Here is a 25,407-nt window from a genome sequence, read left to right as displayed (position 1 = left end):
CTACTCCTTCACGTATTTTTTATAGATGGTAAAGAAGATCTCGTCAATCGGACGATTTTTCTTCTTTGAAAATTCATAAAATTGAATTAACTGACTGGCAAACCCAGCATCGATATCTTTATTACATAAAGCGATGCCAGCGCTAGAATCATAGCCTCTTAAAGGATCTAATTTATCCGCGCAGTACAGACATTTCCCTAATGTGGTCATACTTGTAGAAGCGGTTGTATGATCTTCAATCGCTTTGAGGATTTCCTCATCATCGATATAAAACTCATGTTTGGCTACATAGCTTGATAACCACTGATGCCAGATTGGCCGTGAGCTATCAAGGTGATCCGGATAATAAGCTTTCATCATCTTTTTCGCTAAGTCATGATCGAGTTCCTTCGCGACATCATGCATCACCCCGGCAATATAGCCTTTTAAAGGATCAGCGCCATTGCTTTGGGCAAACTCGGCAGTCAGCTTCGCGACTGATAAAGAATGCTGGTAGCGTTTTTCTGATAAGCGTGGCCGAATCATCGTATCGATATAAAGGCCATGCATACTGGCATAATGCAGTACTGGCGGGGCAATCATCGATAAATCGCCAGCTTTGATTTCAGTGCTGGAAGCATGCATTGGCTGATTGTCTAATTTTATAAAGTGATACGTTTCTAAATTTTGATGATCTTCTGGGTAACCGCTGCGATTAAAAGCGACCAATTGGACCATTTCAGAGATCTTCTTCGCTTCAACCCATTTTTCAAAAGCGCAAGCCTGATCCATTCCCATCAGGAAATAGAATTCATCATCAGGATGCGCGCTGCATAAGGCTTCTAAAGTATGAATCGTATAATTCTTTTCATTGTTTCTACTGTCACATTCGATGGGATCAACGCTCATGCGTGCATCATCAATCGCGATTTGTAACATTGCCATGCGATCTTTAGCGCTGGCGACGCAGGTATCTTTCCAGGGATTATTCTTTGTCGGAATAAAGTGAAAAGCATCTAAATGCAAGTCCTTAATCGCTTCTTTCGCAATCGCAATATGACCTTTATGAACGGGATCAAAACTGCCGCCTAATAATCCTATTCTCATGGTAATTTATAGATTTCTTTCTCACTTTCTTTATATAAAATAATCGTATGACCAATAATATGAACAACCTCTGCTTTGGTCTGCATTGAGATTTCTAAAGCAGCCTGCTGAACAGTTAAAGGACAGGTATCTAATAATTTCACTTTGATGAGTTCTTTTTTTTCTAACGCATCTAAGATCGTCATCGCCTGTTTATGGCTGACGCCATCTTTGCCAATCTGAAAGATCGGCTTTAAGCTGTGAGCTTCACTTTTTAAATATTTCTTCTGTTTACTTGTTAACATATACTCTTAAACCAGGGGTTCACGGACAATGACATCAATGCCTTCAGGGACCCTGATCACTACTTTTCCTTTCGTTTTAATACTCATAAAACCTAACCCGGCAATGACGATATCCTGCTTCGTGCCATCAAATGTAAATTCGTAGGCTTTCATCTGATCAATCGTTTGAATCTCCGGCAGCGTAATCGCTAAGGTTTTATGACGGTTATAAAGACCATCCGCATTTTCTAATTTCGTGCGATGGATCTTTAAGCGTTTTGAGAAGAAGCAGGTAAAACTGCCTTTCTCCCCTTCAATATAATCCATGCGCGCTAAACCTTCAATATAAAGGCTCTGTTTATCTGATAACTGATATGTCATCGCTTTAACTTCACTTTGCGGCATGATCAGTTTTAAGACTTTATCATCTACGCGGGAAGTCATCTGACGATTATTCATGATGCCCGGTGTATCGTAAAGACTGCTTGTCTCATCAAAAGGAATTTTGATGAGATCTAAAGTTGTCCCCGGGAATTCACTCGTGGTGATTTGGGTTGTCACCTGGACATAATGTTTAAGCAAGCCATTAATAAATGTCGACTTGCCCACATTCGTCGTCCCGACAACATACACATCACGGCCATGACGATAGGCATCAATTTTTTCATAAATCTCATCAAAGTTGAGATTCTTTTTCCCGCTTGTGATAATGACATCAACCGGTTTTAAGCCTTCAGCTTTTAACTGGCGACGCACCCACATCATCAAACGATGCTCCTTTAAAGAAGCTGGCAGCAAGTCACGTTTATTGGCTAACACTAAGACATCATTATAACCAATATGACGCATCAGGCCAGGAATCTGTGACGCATTAAAATCAAATAAATCTAAAATATAAACCACCAGCGCATCTTTGTCGCCAATTTTAGAAATGACTTTTAAAAAGTCATCCTGGGTTAATGGCGATGCGATCTTAGTATGATAATGTAATAATTTAAAGCAGCGCTGACATAAGACCTGCTCTTTTCCCTGCTTAGCTTTTGCTGGCAGGTAGCCTGGTCTTTTTGGATCTTCACTTTGGATCTTCGCGCCACATCCGTAACATCTTAATTCACTCATTTCATCACCCTTTTCTTATGTATTGTACACTAATTCTTTACGAAAAGAAAGGATACGCGATGTATCCTTTAAAAGTTGTCATCCTTTAATAAATCGTCAAAGGATATTGGTTCAAACTTTGTCTTTTCTTTCTTCTTTTTCACTTCTTTTTTCTTTACTGGTTCAATCGTTTCCACTTCTTCTTCATCAAATAATGAAGGTTCCGCTTTGACTTCTAAATCCACTTTCATATCGCCCGTTTCCTCAGCGTGAGGTTCAGCGATTAACATCCGGGCATCATAAATATAGGAAATATCCGTATCTTTAAAATCTTTGATCGTACCCATCCGAGAAGATAATGGCATAAAGTTATAATCTTTTGCCGTAATCGTCAACATCTCCTGCCCGCCATAGAGATCTAATGTGTCATTCGTGTCCATGACAAACCCATTAATAATAGACGTTTGTTTGGTTTTTGGCGCCTTATAAATGAGAACACCTTTATTACCGCGTTTGGTTGCTGGTATATCACTTAAGTGAAGACGCTTAATACCCGAAGGATGACTAAAGATCATGAGTGATTCCACTTTTAATGGATCAAAAACGCGCATAAAGGCTAAAGTATCATTATTGAGACGCAAACCTTTAATACCGCCCGCTTTAATCCCTAAGATGGAAACTTCTGATTCACTATATAAAGCGCAATAACCAGCTTTAGAAGTTAAGACGAGCCCTTTATGCCCATCAGATAGCTGCACATCAATGAGTTCATCCTGATCTTTTAAGTTCATACACTTTAATGGTTTCGAGAAACGACTGACTTCAAAATCTTTGATGGCCACGCGTTTGATCTGCCCCTGACGAGAAGCGAGGACAACATAGTTTTCACTTTGGAAATCTTTCACTAAAATAGCCCCGATGAATTTTTCATCATTAGGCACCTTAATCAGATAACTGATATGTTTGCCTAAATCTTTCCATTTGAATTCATCAATCTTATGAACCGGAATAAAGCAGTAATTGCCTTTGTTTGTAAAAGCTAAGATTGTTTGCACAGTATTGGCTTCAAATAAAGCGCATAACTGATCATCATCCTTTTTTCCAATAGGTGTCCCAGCGCTGGCTTTATAAGAACGAAGAGAAATCTTTTTCAGATAGCCATCACGTGTTAAAGACACTAAACAGTCTTCACTGATAATCATCGCTTTATCGTCAATCGATGTATCACGAACTTCTTCCTGAATCTTCGTTAAACGTGGGGTTGGATATTTCTTCTTAATCGCCTTTAAATCATCAATAATAACGCCTCTTAACACCTCATCGGAATCCAAGATCGCTTGTAAATGGGCAATTAAGGCCTGTAATTCATTTTGTTCATTTTGCAGTGCGACAATATCCGTATTGGTTAAACGATATAACTGTAACATTACAATTGCTTCCGCCTGCGCTTCAGTAAAGCCATAAGCGGCCATTAAGTTCTTCTTCGCATCCGCTTTATCTTTTGACTGACGAATCGTATGCACGACCTCATCTAAGATCGATACCGCCTTAATCAAGCCTTCAACGATATGTTCACGTTTCTTCGCCTTCTCTAAATCAAAGAGTGAACTTCTCGTTACGACTTCAATTTCATGATTGATATACCCATCAATAATCTCTTCAATGCCCATTAATTCAGGACGTTTATCCTTGATGGCTGTCATATTATAAGAATAATTCTTTTGTAAGTCGGTATTTTTAAAGAAATAGTTAAGCGTATTATTCGCATCGACATCTTTCTTTAAATCAATGACAATCCGCAAACCGGTACGATCCGATTCATCACGGACTTCCAAGATCCCATCAATATCACGATTAAAGCGAATTTCATCAATCTTACGAACCAATTCGGCTTTATTCACTTCATAAGGAATTTCCGTAATGATAATCTGATTCATATTCTTCTTTTCTTCAATCGTCGTCTGAGAACGAACAATAACCTTGCCGCGGCCTTTGCGCAAAGCATTGGCAATTTCCTTTGAGCCTTCGACAATCCCGCCCGTTGGGAAATCTGGCCCTTTAATATATTTATGAAGCTGTTCAAAAGTGCAATGAGGATGTTTAATGCGATAAATCGTGGCATCAATGACTTCACCTAAGTTATGCGGCGGAATATCAGTCGCATAACCAGCCGAAATCCCCGTTGCGCCATTGACTAATAAGTTAGGATATTTAGCTGGTAAAACCGTTGGTTCATACTCCGTATCATCGAAGTTTAAAGCCATTTCAACGGTATCTTTATCAATATCCCGCAGTAACTCTAAGGCAATTGGCGCTAAACGCGCTTCGGTATATCGCATCGCCGCGGCCGGGTCATTATCAATAGACCCGTTATTCCCCTGCATGTCAACTAATGGCATGCGCATCTTCCATTCCTGCGAGAGACGCACCATCGCTTCATAAACGGAAAAGTCCCCATGCGGATGATAGTTACCAATAACAACCCCGACCGTTTTTGCCGATTTACGATAAGGCTTATTTGGTAAGTTGCCTTCTTTATACATGGCATAAAGAATACGGCGCTGTACTGGTTTTAATCCATCACGGACATCCGGCAAAGCACGGTCCTGAATAATATATTTAGAATAACGGCCAAAACGGTCTCCCATGATGTCATCTAAGGACATCTTTAAAATCTTACTATCGTTTTCCATCATGACCTCCTAATAACTGTTTCTGATCCATTGTGAAAGCATCAAAGTCATCGCCCATGGAGAAGGCCACATTATCTTCAATCCATTCACGACGTGGTTCGACTTTATCACCCATTAAGACAGAGACGCGACGTTCCACTAAAGCTGCATCTTCAATGCCCACCTGAATAAGCGTACGGGTTTCCGGATTCATCGTCGTTTCCCATAACTGGTCCGCATTCATTTCCCCTAACCCTTTGTAACGCTGAACATTATAACCGCGGCCAACTTTCTTTTTCGCTTCTTCGAGTTCTTTATCATCCCAGCAGTAGATCGGTTTACCATTTTTCTTCGCCACTTTATATAATGGCGGCATGGCAATATACACTTTTCCAGCCTGGATAAGACCTTTCATATAGCGATAGAAGAACGTTAATAACAAGATCTGAATATGTGCCCCATCGGTATCGGCATCGGTCATGATAATGATTTTATCATAAGCCGAATCTTCGGCATGGAAATCTGAGCCATAACCAGCATTGATCGTATTGATCATCGTCGCAATTTCTTCATTTTTCAGCACATCCGCTAGCGATGCACGTTCCGTATTGACGACTTTCCCACGCAGCGGCAAGATGGCCTGGAACTTACGATCACGGCCTTGCTTCGCGCTGCCGCCGGCGGAATCCCCTTCGACTAAGTACAATTCATTTTTATGCTTATTTTTTGACTGCGCAGGGGCCAATTTTCCACTTAAAATCTGACGTTCTCTTTTCGCTTTACTGCCCCGTTCCGCTTCTCTTGCTTTACGCGCCGCATTACGAGCACTCGCCGCTTTGATCATCTTAGCGACTAACGCATCCGCTTCTTCTTTATTTTCTTCTAAGTAATAGGTTAACTGTTCAATCGTCACCTGCTCTAAAATATTACGGGCGATCGGTGTCCCTAATTTTCCTTTGGTCTGCCCTTCGAACTGTAATAATTCTTCTGGCACTTTAATCGAGATGATCGCTGTTAACCCTTCTCGCACATCACTGCCTTCTAAGTTTTTATCTTTCTTTTTGAGCAGTTCATATTTCCGGGCATATTCATTGAACACTTTCGTTAAGCCCGATTTAAAGCCCATTTCGTGGGTTCCGCCATCACCGGTACGCACTAAGTTAACGAAAGAGACAATATTTTCCGAATAGCCATCATTAAACTGTAAGGCAATTTCCGTTTCAATTTCATGGGCGGTATCATCAAAGCTGACAATCTTTGAAATGCTTTTATGTTTTCCGCTATTGAGCCAGCTGATAAATTCTTCTAGCCCATGTTCATAATGATAATGTTCTTCGCGCTCACTGCGTTCATCAATAAGCACCATTTCAATGCCTTTTAATAAAAAAGCATCTTCGCGTAAACGTTCAGAAACGGTCGAGAAATTAAAGTTAATTTTATTAAAAATCGTAATATCTGGTTTAAAATGAATGACTGTTCCGGTTTTCTTGGTTTTCCCGCCAATTTCCGGTTCATCAATCACACTGCCGCCTTGCGAAAAACGCTGTTTATAAATAGTACCATCACGATAGATGGTTAAATCTAAATATTCACTTAAGGCATTGACAACAGAAGACCCAACACCATGTAAGCCGCCTGAAGTCTTATAACCGCCATCACTCGAGAATTTTCCTCCGGCATGAAGCACCGTCAAAATGACTTCTGGGGTTGGTCGACCCGTTTCCTGATTGGTCCCTGTCGGCATCCCACGTCCTTCATCGGCGACAGTCACACTGTCATCTTTATGTAAAGTCACCGTAATTTTTTTGCCATAACCCGCTAACGCTTCATCAATTGAGTTATCGACAATTTCCCAGATCAGGTGGTGTAAACCACGACTATCGGTTGAACCGATATACATCCCTGGTCTCTTTCTTACGGCTTCAAGTCCTTTTAAAATCTGAATATCAGACTCATCATAATGACTGGACATTTCATCAACCTCCTTATGAAAGCGAAAAAAGGCGATACATACATGATATTTTTATATCGTTACGATCCTTTTACTCGCATCTTTATAAATATAACATATTTACCGCCTTAATAGTATTAAAATTTTTCAACTGCTTGAAAATGGCAGACTGCTAAACAGTTTCCACAATGAAGACAATGCATATTATCAATCACAAAAGGAATCGTCTCGTGCTGAATACAATTTGTCGGACAAACCTTCACGCACTCTTCACAGCCAACACAGTGGTCATTAATGGCATAACCGCTTGTCTCTTGCTTTTCACTTCCAATCGTAAAAGCGAAACGAGTGATCGGTTTCGTCGATAAATCAAAGACTTCCCCGCTGCCTTTTGTCATTTTAAATACTTCTAAGGCCTGGCGGCTTTCTTTTGTCGGATAAATATCTGCCATATAAGGATTTCGTTCAAAAATGTCATCTAAATGTTCCGTTTTGACATTCTCAATCTCGCCGCGTACAGAGATGGCCTTCATATGCAGACTCGCTTCCTTTTTATTATAAGCTTCTCCTGAGCACATGCCCGTTAAAGCAATATACTTTTGATCCATCAGCTCTTCATAAAAGGCTTTACCTTTAGCCGTTAAAAAATAAAATGTCTGCTCATCATGCATCATCACATCAATGACCCTTGTCACTGGCTTACCCTCATGGGTCGTCGCGATCACAACCGAATGGATCTCCTTCGTTAATAAATCTAAAATTTCTGTCAATGTCATGTCCCTCACCTCCCCTTCATCATAACTGTTTCTTTTATGATATCAATATTATAATTACATCTATCATTTTACTGATCAAATCTTTCGTATTCATTTTCAATTGAAAAAACGAATGAATATTGTATAATGAGCTCACGAGGTGAATATTGTGAAGATCTTAATACCAATCTTATTGATCGTCATGAGCTACTTATATGGCTCTATACCTTTCGCTTTAGTGATAGGGAAATTATTTTTTCATAAGGATGTCCGTAACTATGGTTCAGGGAACCTAGGCGGTACAAATGCCGGACGTGTTTTAGGCAAGCCAGCCGGTTTAGCCGTAATTATCCTAGATGCGACAAAATGTATCGTATCTATGGGCATTACTTTATTATTTGTGCATCAGATGGGGATCTCGATGGACTTCTACTACTTATCAGGCTTAGCCTGCATCATCGGTCACTGTTATCCAGTTTTTGCCGGCTTTAAAGGCGGTAAAGGCGTATCAAGCGCCATCGCTTATGCTTTGATGACTAACATCTATGCTTTCCTCATTGCCTTTGTGACCTTCTTTGTCGTTTTAAAACTTTCAAAGTATGTCTCATTATCATCAATGTTAGGCTGCGTTGCTGTCGTTATTGCGGCGCCATTCCTCAATGAACCAACAATGTGTATTATTACCAATATCCTGATTACCTGCTTAGTTATTTATAAGCATGCATCAAATATTGATCGCATCAAACAAGGCACTGAAAGAAAAATTACCTGGATGAAATAAAAGGAGATCAAGTGATCTCCTTTTAACGTGCAAAAACATCTTTCGTTTTGTAAGGCAGGAAATGGTTATCCCCGTAACATTCCTGCGTGTAATGACCATCTTGATAATCAAAGATCGTTAACGAACAGCCATTAACAATGCGCTGGTTCACTTTTGTATACTCTTCTCGTTTTAAACCTAACATCAGAGAAACGAAAATCGTAAAACAGAAACCATGGGTCACAAGAAAGACAGACTCTAAATCAGAATGCGTGATCTCTTCTAGGAAAGAAGAAACGCGCGCTTCAATCTGATCATAGGTTTCCCCTTCTGGCAACCCTTTTGATAATTCCGGATGTTGCCAAAGACGGGTATAAACTGTTTTTAAATCTGCGGGAATCTCATCTAAATACATCCCTTCACAAACACCAAAGTTCATTTCCATCAAGCGGTCATCTTTGATAATTTCACGATCAGGGAAAACCAGTTTTGCCGTTTTATAAGCTCTTGGAATAGGACTCGAGTAGATCGCATCAATCGGCAGATCCTTCACATATGCGGATAAGGCCTTCGCATTGGCGATGCCTTCCTTTGTAAGTGGAGAATCCTTTCTCCCTTGCAGGCGTTTCTGCTCATTCCAGAGTGTTCTTGAATGTCTTGTAATATAAATCTTCATCGCATCAAAAGAAAAATAAGGACGAATCCTTATTTATATGAATCATTCACGTTTTTCATAATACGACGAATCTGTGCTTCGTTTGGTTTGCGTCCCATTTCTCTAAACATTGCACGGATCATTTTTTCGTTGATTGGTGGATTCTTCTTCATTTCTTTCTTGAATAAGTAACGCGCTAAGAAGAAACCGGCAATCATACCGATGACTACACCAATTAAAACATACCAAATAGCCATAGTGTTACCTCCATTTTTTCGAAAAGTATTATAACATAGACAAAATGATTTGTAAAAGAAAAAGCGAAGAGACACTTCGCTTTAACCTAAGTTTCATCCGTTTCACTCGCCAAAGAAGAATCACTGCTGACAGTTATCTTCTTGCCAGCTTGCATATCGGTAATGTAAGTCGCATTTTCTAAAATAGACTTTGCATCAGGGGTCATATAATAAATGGCAGTATTTGGCATTAACAGACCGCCTAACTGCTTTTGTGAGGTTCCTTTTAAGACCGACTGTGAGAAGGTCCAATCGACATTGTTGTCAAGCTGATAATTGACTAACTGGCGTAACTGCGCCGTTGAAATATCGGTCTGGAATAAGCCGCTAATCGCACTCATCAGCTGAGAGAAATTCGTCAGAATCTTTGGTGATTCCATTTTTTTAATAATGGCTTTCATCACTGCCTGCTGATTAGCGGCACGATGACGGTCCCCTTCGGTATACGTCTTACGTTCACGAGCAAACGCTAAAGCCGTTTTTCCATCCATTGTCTGCCAGCCTTTTTTAATGCGCACACTATGGTTGGTCCATGGCGTAAAGGCTTTATCAGAGTAGACTTTAATGCCATCTAACGCATCGACAATTTTAACGAGCGCTTCAAAGTTAACACGACAATAGAAATCAATCTTAATACCCATAAATTTTTCAATCGTCCGCATTGAGTTAATCGTCCCAAATAACGCTGCATGCGTCAATTTATCTTTTGCCCCTTGGGCCATCGCAAAGTTGACATAATAGTCACGCGGGATACTGGTCATTAAGATTTGTTTAGTTTTTGGATTGATCGTCACTAAGATATTGGAATCCGAACGTGATGTTTTCGTTACCCCGCCACGGCTATCAACACCTGATAAATAAATCGTAAACGTATCTTTTGAGAAATCCTTTGCCGCGGCAGTGCTGCTAGCTGTTTCTTTCATCTCAGTATACCATACAGCTGAAACATCATTAACAAAGTTAGCATGATATTTCTTCATCATTGTCTCATAATAGCCGTTCATTAAAATAGCATCTACTTCGCCGTTATAGAGAGCATTTTCCATTTGCTGGTAAGACGTAAAAGCCTTAGCCTGATAGCTGATTTTCTTCTGCAGTGCTTTGCTCGCCGTATTGAAGTCAGTACTATCAAAGCTGCCAGCATTGGCGATCGTTTTGTTTTCTAAATCACTTACGCTATTATACCCTTTACTTTTTAAAGTATAAAGATTATAACGGGTCGTGATCGTATTATCGCTGCTCGTTAAAGTGGCGATCGTACTTGATCCGGTATGGACATAGAAGCAGCCAACAAATAAGAAAATTGAGACAAGCAATGTTAAAACGCGGCCAACAAGCTGTCTTTTACCATTCTTTTTGACTTTCTTATAGCCCCGGGCATGACGCGGCGCCGCGACTAAAACTTTCTTAGGCTTCATCATTTTGTCAAATAAGATGACTAAAACCACAAAAATAATAATAAATATAATAATATACTTGACTGGAAATAATCCAGATGTGATCATCGTGATTAAAAAGGCAATCGACGCAATGATCTGAATCAGTGAAAAGATTCTTCGATTAAACACTTTGTTCAAGCTCCTCTCTCTCTTCTCATGAATTATACATGAACTAAGGCGATTGAAAAAGGATTTTTTAAGATAATCTTAAGTTCTTTCATTCACAGTTATTTCATTCCTCAAAGTATGCTCTTATGATATTTTGAAGGATCATTTCTAAAAAGATCAAAAAAACCTGAGATCACTCTCAGGTTTGTCATTATTCGTCACATAATTTTAAATAATTCTGAACCGCATTTTCAACAGTGAAACCATATTCCGGAATCACCCGGCTTGCTGGTGCACTTGAACCAAAGGTATTCACACACATCGCATAACCATCTAAACCGATATATTTATACCAGCCAAAGTCACTCGCCATTTCAATCGACATACGACGACGGCATGATTTTGGTAAGATATAATCTTTGTATTCACTATTTTGGGCATCGAATAATTCCGTACATGGCATTGAGACAACGCGGACCCCTTTATAGCCTAACGCAAATAATTCTTTTTGAGTCTTTAAGGCTAATTCGACTTCTGAACCAGTGGCAATGATAATACCATCTAATTCATCCTGTTCCGGAGAAACAATATAGGCGCCGCGGATGACATCTTCGTAAGCCGCATTGGTACAGTTTTCGACATTCTGACGGGTTAAGATAAGCGCAGTTGGGGTAGACTGTGATTCTACAGCAATCTTCCAGGCACAAGCCATTTCATTAGCATCAGCAGGACGAATAACTAATAAGTCCAGCATTGAACGCAATGAAGCAAGCTGTTCAACAGGCTGATGGGTTGGCCCATCTTCCCCGACGGCAATAGAATCATGGGATAATGGTAAGATAATTGGCAGTTCCTGCAGACAAGCCATACGTAAGCCGGCTTTGAAGTAATCTGAGAAGACTAAGAAACCGCCAGCCGCAATCTTGATTCCTTTATGTAAAGTGATCCCGTTCATGATGCAGACCATCGCAAATTCACGGATCCCAAAGTACATATTACGACCAGCATAGTTTTCTGGTGAGAAGCGCTCTTCCCCTTTGATTGTCGTCTTGGTAGAAGAGGCTAAATCAGCCGTTCCGGAAATAAAAGTCGGAAGCTGTTTAGCGACTTCCTGAATACATGTTAAGCTCGTATTACGGGTTGCTTCGCTCATCCCAGGCTGGAACTGATCTAACAATGGTTTAATATCTAAATAGTAGCGACCAGAAATGGCAGCTTCATAAGCTTTATAATCTTCTGGATATTCTTCTCTGTAACGGCTCATCATCTTAAACCATTTATTGAAGGCGCGTTTAGAGCGTGTATAAACGTTTTTCTTGAAATCGTCATACACTTCTTCTGGTACAAAGAATTCTTCATCATAATCAAAGCCATAAGACTGTTTTGCACGCTTGCCATCTTCAGCGCCGAGCGGTGCACCATGAACCGCATTTGTGCCCTCTTTAGCACTGCCGCGACCAATCACTGTATGATTGATAATTAATGATGGTTTAAATTTTTCCCGTTTCGCCTTTTTAATAGCTTTAGAAATGGCATTGATATCTTCACCGTCAGCCACTTCAATAACCTGCCAGTTCATCGCTTCATAACGTTTTTTAACGTTTTCGCTAAATGAATAAGATAATGGTCCATCAAGAGTGACATTATTGGCATCATAAATGACAATAAGTTTTCCTAATGCCAAATGACCTGCGAGTGAAGAGCCTTCATAAGTGACTCCTTCCTGCATATCACCATCACCACATAAAACATAAGTATAATGATCAACAACATCAAAGCCATCTTTATTAAATTTTTCCGCTAAAAACTTTTCGGCAATAGCCATTCCGACAGCGGTTGGAAGGCCCTGACCAAGAGGACCCGAAGAAGCATCAACGCCTTCGGTGATTCTCATTTCAGGATGACCTGGTGTCTTAGATTCCCATTGTCTGAACTGTTTTAAATCTTCCATTGAAAGATCATAGCCAGATAAATGGAGTAATGAATAAAGAAGCGCACAAGCGTGACCACTCGCCAAAACAAAGCGATCGCGGTTCTGCCATTTTGGCTGGTCGGCAAAGACTCTTAATTCCTTTGTCCATAATGTATAAAGTGCTGGCGCTGAGCCAATAGCCATCCCGGGATGGCCAGAATTCGCCTTATTGATCATATCGATCACTAAAGAACGAATTGTCGCAATAGATAGTGTCGAATCCATAGTTATATAGTCCCCCTAGTTCTATGACTCATTATATACAAAAAAAATTATTATTAAAAGGTAAACTAATCATTTTACAAATTAATTTACCTTTTTATGTTTACGTCTAGGCGTGATATCGTTTCCATTCGGATCGACAACACGAATGTTTTCAAGCTGAGAACGAAGGTTCCCTTTAAAGATTTCAATATATTTGGCGCGCAGTGCCTGCTGACGCTCTTTTTCTTCATCGGTTAAACCGACTTCTTTACTTTTATGTGCTAATGCATTGATTTCTGCAATCAGCTGTTCCATTTCATTTGCCATACATTTACCTCGTTAAAAAGACCTAAGAGGCTTGCGATTATCCCTGTTATGTACAGGTGGGCACCTTGGCGTTACTTCAGGATCCCTAGTGCATACGCCCAGGTTTTCAACACGGTAACGACCAGTCAGATTCCCTTATCGATTATGTAGGAAATTCATATATACTCTTAGGTCACCCTCATTATAACATTTCTTTGAAACCTGTCAATTATGTTCATCGCGAAATCTAAAATGCTATTTTCTGAAGTGCGCCAAAAAAGAGAACACCAAGTGTCCTCCTGCCTGCTAACAGTTTTCTAAGAGTTTTATAACTGCAATTTTATTATTTTTGATCTTCACATAAGCGATTTCGCCGCCTAATATCACCTTATACTTCTTCCCTTTGATCGTCTTAATATAAGGCTTAAAATATTGCGGATAAAAATAAGCATGTTTTTTAAAGCTTTTTAAAAATGATGCCTGATTCACCTTAATTAATTTCCAGTATCCTGTCTGTTTATGCATTTGTTCATCACAGGTAAAATACTGACAGTTTTTCGCAAAGCGATAGGTTTTTGTTTTCCCGCTGCCAGCATAGCATGTGTCATATTCATCAATGACAAAAGACTTCTTGAAGCTCACCTTTTGAGAGTTTACAGAGACGATCCGAACGCTGCGATATCCCTTTGGTGCTTTATAGCATAATCGTTTATTCGTGAGGCGATCAAGATCCTCATCCGTGAAGAAAAAATACTTCCACGGGCCATAGATCGTTTTACCATTGACTTTTTTATAGGCTCTCACACCAAAATTGCGATACGATCCATCTTGTGTGCTCCAGACATAAGTCGTGTAGTTCAGTCTCTCGATGGGCATGCTAAAGTGATCAATATCATTATAAAAATAAACTTCATAGCCATCAGCACCGGGCACAGACGTCCAGGAAAAACGTACTTGTTGGGCATCGTTCCTATACTGGTAACTTTGCCAGGTGATCTTTTCAACTGCCGGCAGGCCTTCTGCCTTGATGCTGATGCTCTGACAAAAGATCATCATCAAAGCCACCATCATACTTACAATCTTTTTCATAATCATCTTCCCTCTTCCTTTGTAGAAATTATAACATATTTCAGAGGAACTCGCACAAAAAAGATCCTGCTCTTAAAAGCAGGATCAGAATCATTATCGCTTTGACTTATCGTATGGAATACCATCTGCTTTAGGGGCAGCGGAATTCTTCGATGTGAAGGCTAATAAGATTAATGTGGCGATATAAGGAATTAACTTATAAACCGTATCTGGCAGTTTTAAGGCTGCTAAGAATGGAACTGAGTTATAAGTATATGCTAAGGTCTTGGTAATCCCAAAGAAGAAAGCTGCGCCAGCGATACGATATGGTGAATAGTTACCGAAAATTAATACGGCTAAAGCTAAGAACCCATACCCATCAACGGAACATGTAAACTCTGTTGAGATTGGAATGATATAGATGAGACCACCCATACCACCTAAGATCCCCGAAAGGATAACACCTAAGTAACGAGTCTTATAAACAGAGATCCCAGCTGCATCTGCGGCCTGAGGATTTTCCCCGCAGGCACGGATGTGTAAACCAGTACGTGTCTTTAATAAGAAATAAGCACTGATCAGTAAGATCGCAATTGCTAAAAATGTTGTGACATAACAGTTTTTAAAGAAGAGATCGCCTAAGACTGGGATATCGCCTAAAACTGGCACTTTGGTAATACGGAATTCATTTGTGAAAGAAACGTTCTGAGAACCATCCTGAACAGCTTTCGCAATAAAGATCCCGATGGCTGGTGCTAACATATTTAAGGCTGTACCAGAAATCGTCTGGTCAGCGCGTAAGTTAATCGCCGCAAAAGCATGTAAGAGTGAGAATAACAATCCTACAACGCCAGCAATTAATAACGAAAGGAATAATAATGGCATCCCATGCATAATGTCATTTTCCTGCATGTAATGCATGAAGAATACTCCTGAGAAACCACCAATGATCATGATCCCTTCCAAAGCTAAGTTGACAACACCGCTTCGTTCAGAGAACATACCGCCTAAAGCGACAATCATTAATGGAATCGCAAATAATAATGTCTGTGCAAATAAGAAATAAACCAGGCTCATTATTGTGCGCCTCCTTTTTCTGCGGCTTCAAGTCGTTTCTTTTCCTTGTTTGCTTCATGACGAGCAAACATTAATTTAATAAATAATGTGAAGGATGCAAAGTAAACGATGACACCGGTAATAATATCAACGATTTCAATTGGGAAGATATTCTGGACAAAAGAACCGCCGACATTGACATAAGCGATAAATAATGATGCAAAGATACAGCCGATTGGATTAGAGAAGCCAAGTAAGGCTACTGGAATCCCGTTAAACCCTTCAGGAGGTAAAACTTCAGAAATCTGTAAAGCTTTCCCAGTGCCGCCAAGGTAAGCGATGGCGCCGCCGCATCCTGCAAAGAAACCAGCTAAGACTAAAGCCATAATGACATTTTTGGTTTCATTCATACCAGCATATTTCGCTGCATCTTTATTGAAACCAGTGGCTTTTAATTCATAACCAAAGGTCGTTTTATTCATGATGACCCACGCCAATACACAAAGTAAGCAGGCAATCACAAAGCCAAAGTTCGCACTTGATTCAGGGAAGATCACATCCATGCCAAATTTTGGAATGGCTCTGGCCGCAGAGACAACCTGTGACTGCGCTCCGGTCGATTCATAAATGGAACTTTTTACCCCCTGGATAACTAATAATAAACCAACATAGTTCATCATAATCCCAGAAATAACGACGTTGACGTTACACTTCGCTTTAAGGATCCCTGGTACGAAAGCCCAGATTGCTCCCGCCAGACCACCTAGTAAAATAGCGACGATCCAAGCGATACTATTTGGTAAGAATGTCCACTTAATGGCAATGTATAAACCAACAAATGAACCAACGACATACTGACCTGGGACCCCGATATTGAATTCGCCCATCTTATAGGCAAAAGCCACCGATAACCCGGTCATCATAACAGGCACTGCTAAGTAAAGGACATTGCCCAGTGAGGTCATGCCGCTATCAAAGCCGCCCGATAAAAGAATCCCAATTCCCTGCAGCGCTGAGCCCGGTTCAGAGATGAGCATAATGATAAACCCAAATAATAAACCGATGGCAATGGCAATGAGAGAAGAGAGGAATGATCTTGTTCCTTCTTTTTGTAAGAATCCTGTTTTATTTTTCATATCCTGCACCTCGCTTTGAACCAGCCATATAAAGACCTAACTCTTTGACGTTTGTCTGTTTTGGATCAAGATCCCCAACGATTTCACCTTCATACATTACTAAGATGCGATCGCTGACGGTCATGACTTCATCTAATTCTAAGGATACTAATAAAACAGCTTTATTGTTGTCACGATGTTTAACAATCTGTTTGTGAATAAATTCGATGGCCCCAACATCCAAGCCTCGCGTTGGCTGCACGGCAATAAGTAAATCGCTGCCCGATTCAATTTCTCTCGCCACGATTGCTTTCTGCTGGTTCCCGCCAGACATCCCGCGGGCACTTGACTTCGCACCTTCACCGCTGCGGACATCATATTCTTCGATCAAATGATCAGCATTTTTATACATCTCATCAAATTTAAGAAAACCATGTGACTGATATTCTGGTTTGTAATAAGATTTCAGAATCATATTTTCCGCCACGTTATAGTCTAAGACCAAGCCATGTTTATGACGGTCTTCTGGAATCACCGCTAAACCGTCATCATTACGGTGACGAATCGAATCATGGGTAATATCTTTTCCATTTAAGGTAATCTTACCGCTTGTTGGATTCTCGATCCCAGAAATATTGTAAACAAGTTCTGACTGACCATTGCCATCAATCCCCGCGATACAGACGATTTCCCCGCGTCTGACATCGAAAGAGACATCATTTAACAATGGCTTGTTAGCGCCTTTTGGCTGATAAGTCAGATGTTCGACATGTAAAACTGTATCGCCTGGCTGCGCTGGCGCTTTATCAACGATGAAGTTGACTTTATGACCAACCATCAGTTCTGATAACTGTTCTTTTGAGACATCAGCCACATTGACTGTGTCAACATATTTCCCTTTTCTAATAATCGTACAGCGATCAGCGACCGCTTTAATTTCGTTGAGCTTATGCGTAATAAAGATGATTGACTTACCTTCTTTGATTAAGTCTTTCATAATATGCATCAGTTCATCGATTTCCTGCGGCGTTAACACCGCTGTTGGTTCATCGAAAATGAGAATTTCATTATCTCTGAACAACATTTTCAAAATTTCTACACGCTGCTGCATGCCGACCGTAATATCCTCAATTTTTGCATCTGGATCGACATTCAAGTGATATTTTTCGGAAAGTTCCATCACTTTCTTGCGTGCCCCGGCGCGTTTAATTTTGCCGGCAAACCCCGTTTCCTCAATACCTAAAATGATGTTTTCTAAAACCGTAAAGTTATGTACTAATTTAAAGTGCTGATGCACCATCCCGATTTTATATTTGTTGGCATCATTCGGGTCATTGATTTTGACTTCCTGACCATGGATTTTAATCGTTCCGATATCTGGCTGGTATAAGCCAAACAGAATACTCATTAATGTTGATTTCCCGGCCCCGTTCTCTCCTAATAAGGCATGAATTTCACCTTGCTTGACCTGGAGAGTGATATCATCGTTTGCTTTAATACCAGGGAATTCCTTGGTAATATGAAGCATTTCAATAGCGTAGTCCACTTAAATTTCACCTCTTAGCGATATTATACATGAAATGTATTTTGAAACAAACAACTTTTCATGAAATAAGAAAAGTCTTTTCATACAAAAAAGAGGAATGGATTATCCACCCCTCTTCACAGATTAACCTTCGTAAGAAACTTTAACGTTTGTCAATTTTTTCTTTAATTTCTTAGTCTTTGTTGGATCACCCTTAGAAGCTGTTTCATCAGTTGCGGTAATGATCTTGACTTTGTTGTCTTTTACTTTCTTGAAGATCTTATCGTAATCAGCTTTTTTGAATTTCTTTAATCTTGAGAAGTCTGGTGATAAACCAACATAGTTACCTGAAGCATCAAGTAAATAAGCGCCACCCTTGAAAGACTTGTTGTAAACTTTTGTAATTTCATCACTAACAGTCTGTTTTACATTCTTCATAGCGGAAGTAATAACTGTATCAGACTGAGACTGCTGATCAGAGTCTACACCAATGACTTTCTTCTTTGTATCACTTGCAGCTGCGAAGATTGAGTTACAGATCTGTCCACCGCAAGAGAAGATGACTTCAGTACCACCATTGTACCAGCCAGTTGCTTTGGTCTTGATTGATGGTGATTCATTGAAAGTACCAGTGTAAGTGTATTTAACCTGTACTTTCTTGCCTGCTTCTTTAGCAGCATCATTAGCACCCTGTAAATAGCCATAACCATAGTTAATAACGGCTGGTAATGAGATACCACCCATGAAGCCTAACTTTGTATAGCCATCTTTAACAGCAGCGTAGCCAGCTAAATAACCTGGCTGATATTCTTTGTAAGTCGCACAGAAAACATTTTTCGCAGGTTCTACAGATTTACCATTTTTTGTTGGTGTAAAGTCGATACATACGAAATCCACTTTACTGTAGTTCTTGTCTTCCTGAATATCGCCTAAGGCATCAGCGAATTTGTAGCCTGGTAAAACAACTAATTTCGCGCCGTTCTTTACCGCATTTTTAATCTGATCTTTGTAGCCAGCGGTATCGAATGATGCTGGTTTGTAATATTTGTAGCCAACATCTTTTTTGTCGCCGTATTCTTTTACGGCTTCCCAGGCAGACTGGTTGAAGGACTTATCATTAATTCCTCCTGAGTCAGTGATCAGTGCAAGTTCTGCTTTTTTCGCTGAGCTTCCACTGCTACATCCTACCAGCAGCATGCTTGCTGCTAAGGCAGATGCTAATAATTTTTTCATAAATTATTACCCCTTTCGATTTATCTATTATTATTCTACCATGGGTATTTGTGTTTTTAAAGAATATTTTCATGTGATGGAAAAACTTTGTAAAATATCTTGATTCCCTGATACTTTTTTTCGTTCACTTTTTTTCTCCCTTAGAAAGGCGATAAATGCCCTTGTCCGCGAAAGCTCAGTGATATTTTTCTCCATCACTTAACACAATATTCACATTTCAATTTCGCTTATTACTAAACAATGGTGAATTGTTTCTAGAAACTGGAAAAGAGATCGGTGTTTCCGATCTCTACATTTCTTCCTGTTCACTTGTCTTGATATACACTTCACGCGGCTTCGAGCCATTAGCTGGCCCAATGACGCCATTTTCTTCTAACTGTTCAATAATGCGGGCCGCTTTATTGTAACCGATACGGAAACGACGCTGTAATAAGGAAGTGGATGCTTTCTGCGCCTGAATGACAAAAGCGCGACATTCTTCATACTCTTCATCTTCATCGCCATCATCCCCGCCATCTTCACCAATTGAGCCAGTGACTTTTGCATTGACATATTTGTCATCATAATTGGCTTCCATCTGATGGGAGACAAAATCAACCACGCGGGCAACTTCATCATCACCCACAAAAGCCCCCTGCACGCGGATCGGCGAACTGGCGCCCATCGGACTAAAGAGCATATCCCCTTTACCCAAGAGCTTTTCAGCACCAGAAGTATCTAAAATTGTTCGCGAGTCAATACTTGAAGAGACCGCAAAAGCAATACGTGATGGGATATTCGCCTTAATTACCCCAGTGATAATATCGGTGGAAGGACGCTGCGTCGCGACGATCATATGGATCCCAGCCGCACGCGCCATCTGCGCTAAACGCATAATACAGTCTTCAACGGTTTTGGAAGCGACCATCATCAGGTCGGCAACTTCGTCAAGGATCACCACGATATAAGGCATCACTTCTTTTTCTTCGCCTTCTTTCGCGGTTTTATTAAACTCTTTCGCAAAAGTGTTATAAGACGTCATATTTCGCTTATTGTTGTCAGCGAACACTTCATAACGGCGCTCCATTTCAACCACGACTTCCTGTAAGACCCCAGCGGCCTTTTTCGGATCCGTCACAACCGGACTTAATAAATGCGGAACACCATTGTAATTGGATAATTCGACTTTCTTTGGATCGACTAAGATCAGACGCACCTCTTCCGGTGTCGCCTTCATTAATAATGAAGTAATAATTGAGTTGACGCAAACCGACTTCCCTGAGCCAGTCGCCCCAGCGATCAGTAAATGCGGCATCTTATTAAGTTCCGCTGTAATTAATTGGCCAGAGACATCCTTTCCTAGCGGCACGGCCACTTTATTGTCCCAGGATTTCTCCCGCATATGCATCTGGAAAATTTCATTATAAGGGACCATTGAGGCACTCTTATTAGGCACTTCAATGCCGACAAATGGTTTCCCGGGAATCGGCGCTTCGATACGAATATCTTTCGCCGCTAAAGCCAGCTGAATATCATCCTGGAGGGATAAAATACGCGATACACGGGTCCCGACTTCTAAGCGTAATTCATATTTCGTAACAGTCGGTCCAATCTGTAAGTCCTCGACATGGACATGGACCCCGAACTGATCGAGAATCATCTCTAAGTTATGACCGGTTTCTGTCGCATTACGTAATTCATCCTTATTCGAAGCACTTTCCGGTACGGGATTAAGCAATTTATAAGAAGGCAGCTGATATTCCCCATGTTTGGTTTTGACCGGTTTTGGTGTTTCCAATGGTTTTAAATCTTCCTTCTTTTCGGTTTTGACTTTGATTGGCTTTGGCTCCATCGCTTTCATCGCTGGTGCTGGTGCCGCTTCTTTCTTCACCGGCTTTGGCGCAGAAACTTTCTTCTTTACTGGTTCTTCAAAAGCTTCTTCCGGGAATAAGAAATCATCTTTCTCTTTTTTCGATTTCTGAACTTGCGTTTTATCGCTCATATCGAAGAACTTCGGCTTTTTCATCCGCTCCATCATCGGCGTTTCGAGTTCCTCTTCTTCCGGTAATTCCGCTTCATACTGGCGATATTTAAAGAGCATGCGCGCCGAAATAAAGATCACGCCAACGGCAATCATTAAAATGGCCGCCCATAAGGTGCCAGTGGGCGCAAACAAGGCACTTAAAATACCATAAAGCAGATAGCCCACCATGCCGCCGCCAACAAACTGCCCTTTTTCGACATAATCATTAATCACCTTGATCCCATAATGATGGTCATCAAAGCAGTAAATTATGAGGGCAGCCACAAAAATGAGTAAAACACCCACCCATTCCGGTGATGATAAGCGTGGAGTACGCGCATAAATGAGCATATAAAGAAGTGCCCCAATCAGAATGATAAAGGCCGCTGCGAGCGTAAAAGATGTGCCAAACAGGAAGGCAAACACCTGGTGTAAGGCATGACCAATTACGCCATATCCATAAAAGGCAATCGCCACGAAAAAGAGTCCAGCTAACGCTAAAAGACGGAACTTCACAGCATCACTGATCAGTTTTTCAGTCGGCTGTGTTTCTTTTGCTTTTTTAGAAGACGTTTTTGTATTTTTCGTATTCTTCTTTGTCGTCTTTTTAGTGGACGCTTTTTTTGACGTCTGTTTTCTTGCCATATTCTCCCTCCTCAACGTCCCTCATTATATCAAACGTCAAGACAAATGAAAAGGATAGAAAAAAATGCGGTTTCCCGCATCTTTTCTAAACTTCAATGACAACAGAGATAAAGACAGGCTTTTTACCAGTCTCTTTCACAATATATTTCATGCTTTGATCTTTCATCTGGTTTCGGATATCCTGAATATCCATTTCTGGATGTTCGACAAGCTGTCCAACGACATTTTCACAGATACTAATAACCTGACGGATGACATAACCAGCATCCTTCAAATAAACGAAGCCACGAGTCTGACAGTCTGTCTGAGCAATGATCTTCTTGGTCTTACGATCGATCGTTACCCCCACAACGACAACCCCATCATTAGATAACTGAATACGGTCATCAATGACTTTGGCGCCGACATCACCAACGCCGATGCCATCGATCATCACATCTTCTACTTCGATCTTTTCGCGTCCTGGCACTAATTCGCCATCTTTGAAAGTGATCATTTCGCCATTATCAGCGATAATAATATTTTCCTCAGGAATATTCATCTCCCGAGCAATCGACGCATTTTTCACAAAAGCCTGATATTCCCCTTTGATTGGAATATAGTATTTTGGATGGAAGATCTGCATCACGACTTTAATATCTTCGATTGAGGCATGCATTGATAATAAGACTTTATTTTTCAATAACACAATATTTGCATCTGTACGATAGAGGTTATTATCCGCGCGATTGGCAATCTTTTCCGTGCCTGGTAAAACAGGTGAAGCCACGATAAATGTATCCCCTTTACCGATCTTTAATAATTCATCGCCGCCATCTAAGATATCATCAATATCACTATAAATATTTTGCGGTGAACCACTTAATAAGATGACGTAGTTGCGATCCTTAACTGGATTGCCAATGTTTTCCTTTTTCCCTAAGATATGGTTATCCACCTGGATCACTGGTTTCCGCATCTTTTTACCTAAACGTAAGATACTATTGGTATGATCATATTTATCACGACCATAAAAAACGATACGACGGTGATATTTTTTCGTTAATTCGACAATTTCCTTTGTTCTAAAAACGTTTTGCGCATAAGAAGAAATAATAATACGTCCCGTCGCTTCTTCAAAGGTTGGTTCAATCAGTTTAGTCAGTTTATGTTTTGGTGACGTATAACCATCCTTTTTCGCATAACTAGATTCTACTAAAAGAATCAATACGCCTTTTTTGCCGATTTCCATCATCTTCTGTAAATCGCAGCGGAACCCTTCCGGTGCTCCAAAATCGATAATGAACTCAGAGGCATAGACGATATAACCCTTGCTAGTCCAGAAAGCAACGCCAATCGCTCCCGGAATAGAGTGTGTAACTGGGAAAAATTCAATTGGTACATCGCCAATTGTCAGACTGGCATCGCGATGGACGCGATGTAAATCTAAGTGCAGATTGATCTTATGATGACGTTCGAAACGTTCAATCATCTGTTCAATTAAATCCGCTGTTAAGCTTGGCGCATAAACCGGCACCCCAGGTAATTCCTGTAAAAGATAAGGTAAAGCTGCCATGACATCGTCATGTCCATGGGTTATTATGATGGCTTCCACCTGATCCTGATGCTCAGAAAGATAATCAAAACTTGGAATGATGACATCGACGCCAAGTTTATCGGAATCAGGAAAACGGAATCCTGAATCGACGATAAAGATCTTATTATTAATTTCAATGCAATAGTTGCTTTTGCCATTTTCGGCCTGCCCGCCTAATGCCAGAAATTTTACAATGTCTTTTTTCATTTGTTAATGTCCTTTCTTTAAATTCTCAATCAATTATATCAGTATTTCCCTCTTTTCTCAATGAACATGTCTAGGATGCACGGAAGAAATATGGTAAAGTAGAGACGGTGATTTTATGATATCTATGTTTTTTCTTGGTATGTTCACAGTTTTAGCGTCTCAGGCTAATCTATTTACAGAAAATTTATCGGTTGTGGCATCAATGCCACATTACAGCTTTATCACAGTTTTAACGATTGAACTGTTCGCTGTCTATCTTTATCGCAAAATGCTCTTCTTCAATCAGCATCCCGCCTACCCACATCTTTTAATCGCTTCAGCGATAACGATGATAACCGGCATGCTCTTCTTTCCTTATCATAAAGACGTATCCTTAGACAGCCGCATTCATCTTTTTCTCACCTTAAGCAGTGTGATCATTCTCTTAATCGCCCAGATCATTGATATCTATGAGTGTTCTCTGATCCAGCCTCATTTTGCTTTTGTATTAAGAAGCTTACTGTTTTTAGCGCTCTTTCTCATGGGATTGGCAATTATGAAAAGTGGCGCGATTAATTCCTTAAGTGAACTGATTCTCATTGCTTTTGATTTACTATATATTAAGTTACGGACGTTTCAGATCGACGTTATAAGCGCTCATGAATAAAGGAGCGCTTTTTATACATAAAATAAAAAGGACCAAATGGCCCTTGAATGTTAAGATGGCGTCCACGAGGGGATTCGAACCCATGACCGCACGCTTAGAAGGCGTGTGCTCTATCCAGCTGAGCTACGTAGACGTATGAAAGAGACAAAAGTCTCTTATTTTTAAAATGGCGTCCACGAGGGGATTCGAACCCATGACCGCACGCTTAGAAGGCGTGTGCTCTATCCAGCTGAGCTACGTAGACGTATGAAAGAGACAGAAGTCTCTTTATTTTTAAGATGGCGTCCACGAGGGGATTCGAACCCATGACCGCACGCTTAGAAGGCGTGTGCTCTATCCAGCTGAGCTACGTAGACATCTCACAAACTGCTCACCTATAATAGCATGAGAAGTTTGTGAGTGCAAGTATTTTTTTATTTTTATCAATGAAAGAGTTACTGACGAAGAAAGAATCCTGGCCTTTGGTATGTTTAAAGAGATTTTTAAGATATGCCTCTTGACTAGAAAGATAGGCTACCCCTTCCTGCATGGCCTCCCGCCAGGAATACTCATTATTGATTTTTATCATAAATGAAGCGATATGAGACGTATAATCATAGGCAATCAGATCATACTTATCAGTAAAATGACGATAAAAAGTTGTGGTTGAATACTCACAGTTCGTGCAGATCTCGCCTACCGTAATCTGATCAACAGGTTTATGCGTGAATCATTCATGAAAAGATGCCACAAAGACATCTTCGTTTTCATTCGTTTCATAAAGACCCTT

At 40.4% G+C, this 25,407-nt stretch carries 20 protein-coding genes, 3 tRNA genes and 1 pseudogene; 2 read left to right on the top strand and 22 right to left on the bottom strand.

The genetic code is table 11. The features are described 5' to 3' along the window. From SG0102_RS07715 to SG0102_RS07690, 6 genes are all read right to left on the bottom strand, one after another. Nucleotides 1-1,086: a nicotinate-nucleotide adenylyltransferase gene (locus SG0102_RS07715; RefSeq protein ID WP_125119403.1), complete on the bottom strand. Its 1,086-nt coding sequence runs from the start codon at nucleotides 1,084-1,086 to the stop codon at nucleotides 1-3. Continuing rightward, nucleotides 1,083-1,370 (bottom strand): ribosome assembly RNA-binding protein YhbY, encoded by a 288-nt coding sequence (gene yhbY / locus SG0102_RS07710; protein ID WP_125119402.1) that lies wholly within the window; start codon nucleotides 1,368-1,370, stop codon nucleotides 1,083-1,085. The genes SG0102_RS07715 and yhbY overlap by 4 nt, the downstream gene beginning before the upstream one ends. A gap of 6 nt (nucleotides 1,371-1,376) precedes the next feature. Further along, on the bottom strand, nucleotides 1,377-2,468 hold the full coding sequence (gene yqeH, locus SG0102_RS07705) for a ribosome biogenesis GTPase YqeH (protein WP_125119401.1): 1,092 nt from the start codon (nucleotides 2,466-2,468) through the stop codon (nucleotides 1,377-1,379). A gap of 68 nt (nucleotides 2,469-2,536) precedes the next feature. After that, the gene (parC, locus tag SG0102_RS07700) at nucleotides 2,537-5,143 is read right to left on the bottom strand and encodes a DNA topoisomerase IV subunit A (protein ID WP_125119400.1); all 2,607 of its coding nucleotides are present in this window, start codon (nucleotides 5,141-5,143) and stop codon (nucleotides 2,537-2,539) included. Continuing rightward, nucleotides 5,127-7,091 carry a DNA topoisomerase IV subunit B gene (gene parE / locus SG0102_RS07695; protein WP_125119399.1) on the bottom strand — a complete coding sequence of 655 codons (1,965 nt, stop codon included), beginning with the start codon at nucleotides 7,089-7,091 and terminating at the stop codon, nucleotides 5,127-5,129. Before parE ends, parC begins: the two co-directional genes overlap by 17 nt. A 116-nt stretch (nucleotides 7,092-7,207) precedes the next feature. Further along, a complete protein-coding gene (locus tag SG0102_RS07690) occupies nucleotides 7,208-7,846 on the bottom strand; it encodes a pyridoxamine 5'-phosphate oxidase family protein (protein WP_125119398.1) in 639 nt (212 codons plus the stop codon). Nucleotides 7,847-7,994: 148 nt separating this feature from the next. On the opposite strand from SG0102_RS07690, the gene plsY reads away from it, so the two are divergent. Then, nucleotides 7,995-8,606, top strand: a complete 612-nt coding sequence (gene plsY, locus SG0102_RS07685) for a glycerol-3-phosphate 1-O-acyltransferase PlsY (protein WP_125119397.1) — start codon at nucleotides 7,995-7,997, stop codon at nucleotides 8,604-8,606. A 22-nt stretch (nucleotides 8,607-8,628) separates the two neighbouring features. Here the strand turns inward: plsY and SG0102_RS07680 are convergent, their stop codons facing one another. The 12 genes from SG0102_RS07680 to SG0102_RS07625 form a co-directional block, all read right to left on the bottom strand. Next, nucleotides 8,629-9,261 carry a histidine phosphatase family protein gene (locus SG0102_RS07680; RefSeq protein ID WP_125119396.1) on the bottom strand — a complete coding sequence of 211 codons (633 nt, stop codon included), beginning with the start codon at nucleotides 9,259-9,261 and terminating at the stop codon, nucleotides 8,629-8,631. A 29-nt stretch (nucleotides 9,262-9,290) separates the two neighbouring features. After that, nucleotides 9,291-9,497, bottom strand: coding sequence for a YneF family protein (locus SG0102_RS07675; protein ID WP_179951187.1), 207 nt, complete (start codon nucleotides 9,495-9,497; stop codon nucleotides 9,291-9,293). An 86-nt stretch (nucleotides 9,498-9,583) separates the two neighbouring features. Then, nucleotides 9,584-11,104 carry an LCP family protein gene (locus tag SG0102_RS07670; protein WP_125119395.1) on the bottom strand — a complete coding sequence of 507 codons (1,521 nt, stop codon included), beginning with the start codon at nucleotides 11,102-11,104 and terminating at the stop codon, nucleotides 9,584-9,586. A gap of 190 nt (nucleotides 11,105-11,294) precedes the next feature. Then, nucleotides 11,295-13,280, bottom strand: a complete 1,986-nt coding sequence (gene tkt / locus SG0102_RS07665) for a transketolase (RefSeq protein WP_125119394.1) — start codon at nucleotides 13,278-13,280, stop codon at nucleotides 11,295-11,297. An 81-nt stretch (nucleotides 13,281-13,361) separates the two neighbouring features. Beyond that, complete coding sequence (locus SG0102_RS07660; protein ID WP_125119393.1) at nucleotides 13,362-13,586, bottom strand: DUF896 domain-containing protein; 225 nt, start codon at nucleotides 13,584-13,586, stop codon at nucleotides 13,362-13,364. Between the two features lie 285 nt (nucleotides 13,587-13,871). Then, nucleotides 13,872-14,654 (bottom strand): hypothetical protein, encoded by a 783-nt coding sequence (locus SG0102_RS07655; protein ID WP_125119392.1) that lies wholly within the window; start codon nucleotides 14,652-14,654, stop codon nucleotides 13,872-13,874. A 93-nt stretch (nucleotides 14,655-14,747) separates the two neighbouring features. After that, nucleotides 14,748-15,710: an ABC transporter permease gene (locus SG0102_RS07650; protein WP_125119391.1), complete on the bottom strand. Its 963-nt coding sequence runs from the start codon at nucleotides 15,708-15,710 to the stop codon at nucleotides 14,748-14,750. Further along, nucleotides 15,710-16,825, bottom strand: a complete 1,116-nt coding sequence (locus tag SG0102_RS07645) for an ABC transporter permease (protein WP_125119390.1) — start codon at nucleotides 16,823-16,825, stop codon at nucleotides 15,710-15,712. The genes SG0102_RS07650 and SG0102_RS07645 overlap by 1 nt, the downstream gene beginning before the upstream one ends. Then, nucleotides 16,815-18,350: an ABC transporter ATP-binding protein gene (locus tag SG0102_RS07640; protein WP_125119389.1), complete on the bottom strand. Its 1,536-nt coding sequence runs from the start codon at nucleotides 18,348-18,350 to the stop codon at nucleotides 16,815-16,817. Before SG0102_RS07640 ends, SG0102_RS07645 begins: the two co-directional genes overlap by 11 nt. Nucleotides 18,351-18,473: 123 nt before the next feature. Continuing rightward, entirely contained in the window at nucleotides 18,474-19,562 is a 1,089-nt protein-coding gene (locus tag SG0102_RS07635) for a BMP family lipoprotein (RefSeq protein ID WP_125119388.1), read from the bottom strand. A gap of 289 nt (nucleotides 19,563-19,851) precedes the next feature. Beyond that, entirely contained in the window at nucleotides 19,852-22,209 is a 2,358-nt protein-coding gene (locus SG0102_RS07630) for an FtsK/SpoIIIE family DNA translocase (protein ID WP_125119387.1), read from the bottom strand. An 85-nt stretch (nucleotides 22,210-22,294) separates the two neighbouring features. After that, nucleotides 22,295-23,992, bottom strand: coding sequence for a ribonuclease J (locus SG0102_RS07625; protein WP_125119386.1), 1,698 nt, complete (start codon nucleotides 23,990-23,992; stop codon nucleotides 22,295-22,297). A gap of 139 nt (nucleotides 23,993-24,131) precedes the next feature. On the opposite strand from SG0102_RS07625, the gene SG0102_RS07620 reads away from it, so the two are divergent. Further along, nucleotides 24,132-24,638, top strand: coding sequence for a hypothetical protein (locus SG0102_RS07620; protein WP_148668841.1), 507 nt, complete (start codon nucleotides 24,132-24,134; stop codon nucleotides 24,636-24,638). Nucleotides 24,639-24,694: 56 nt separating this feature from the next. On the opposite strand, the gene SG0102_RS07615 is transcribed toward SG0102_RS07620, so the two are convergent. The 4 genes and pseudogenes from SG0102_RS07615 to SG0102_RS15960 all read right to left on the bottom strand — a co-directional run. Beyond that, nucleotides 24,695-24,771 (bottom strand) — tRNA-Arg (locus tag SG0102_RS07615). A 34-nt stretch (nucleotides 24,772-24,805) separates the two neighbouring features. After that, a tRNA-Arg gene (locus SG0102_RS07610) sits at nucleotides 24,806-24,882 on the bottom strand. 35 nt (nucleotides 24,883-24,917) lie between these two features. Beyond that, a tRNA-Arg gene (locus tag SG0102_RS07605) sits at nucleotides 24,918-24,994 on the bottom strand. Between the two features lie 14 nt (nucleotides 24,995-25,008). Then, nucleotides 25,009-25,335: pseudogene (locus SG0102_RS15960) on the bottom strand (TetR/AcrR family transcriptional regulator); the annotation flags it as partial. Between the last annotated feature and the right edge of the window lie 72 nt (nucleotides 25,336-25,407).

It is taken from the genome of Intestinibaculum porci, from assembly GCF_003925875.1.
Taxonomy (GTDB): Bacteria; Bacillota_I; Bacilli_A; order Erysipelotrichales; family Coprobacillaceae; genus Intestinibaculum; species Intestinibaculum porci.
Note: the sequence above shows the minus strand (reverse complement) of the source record. Positions and strands in the feature narration are given on the sequence as shown.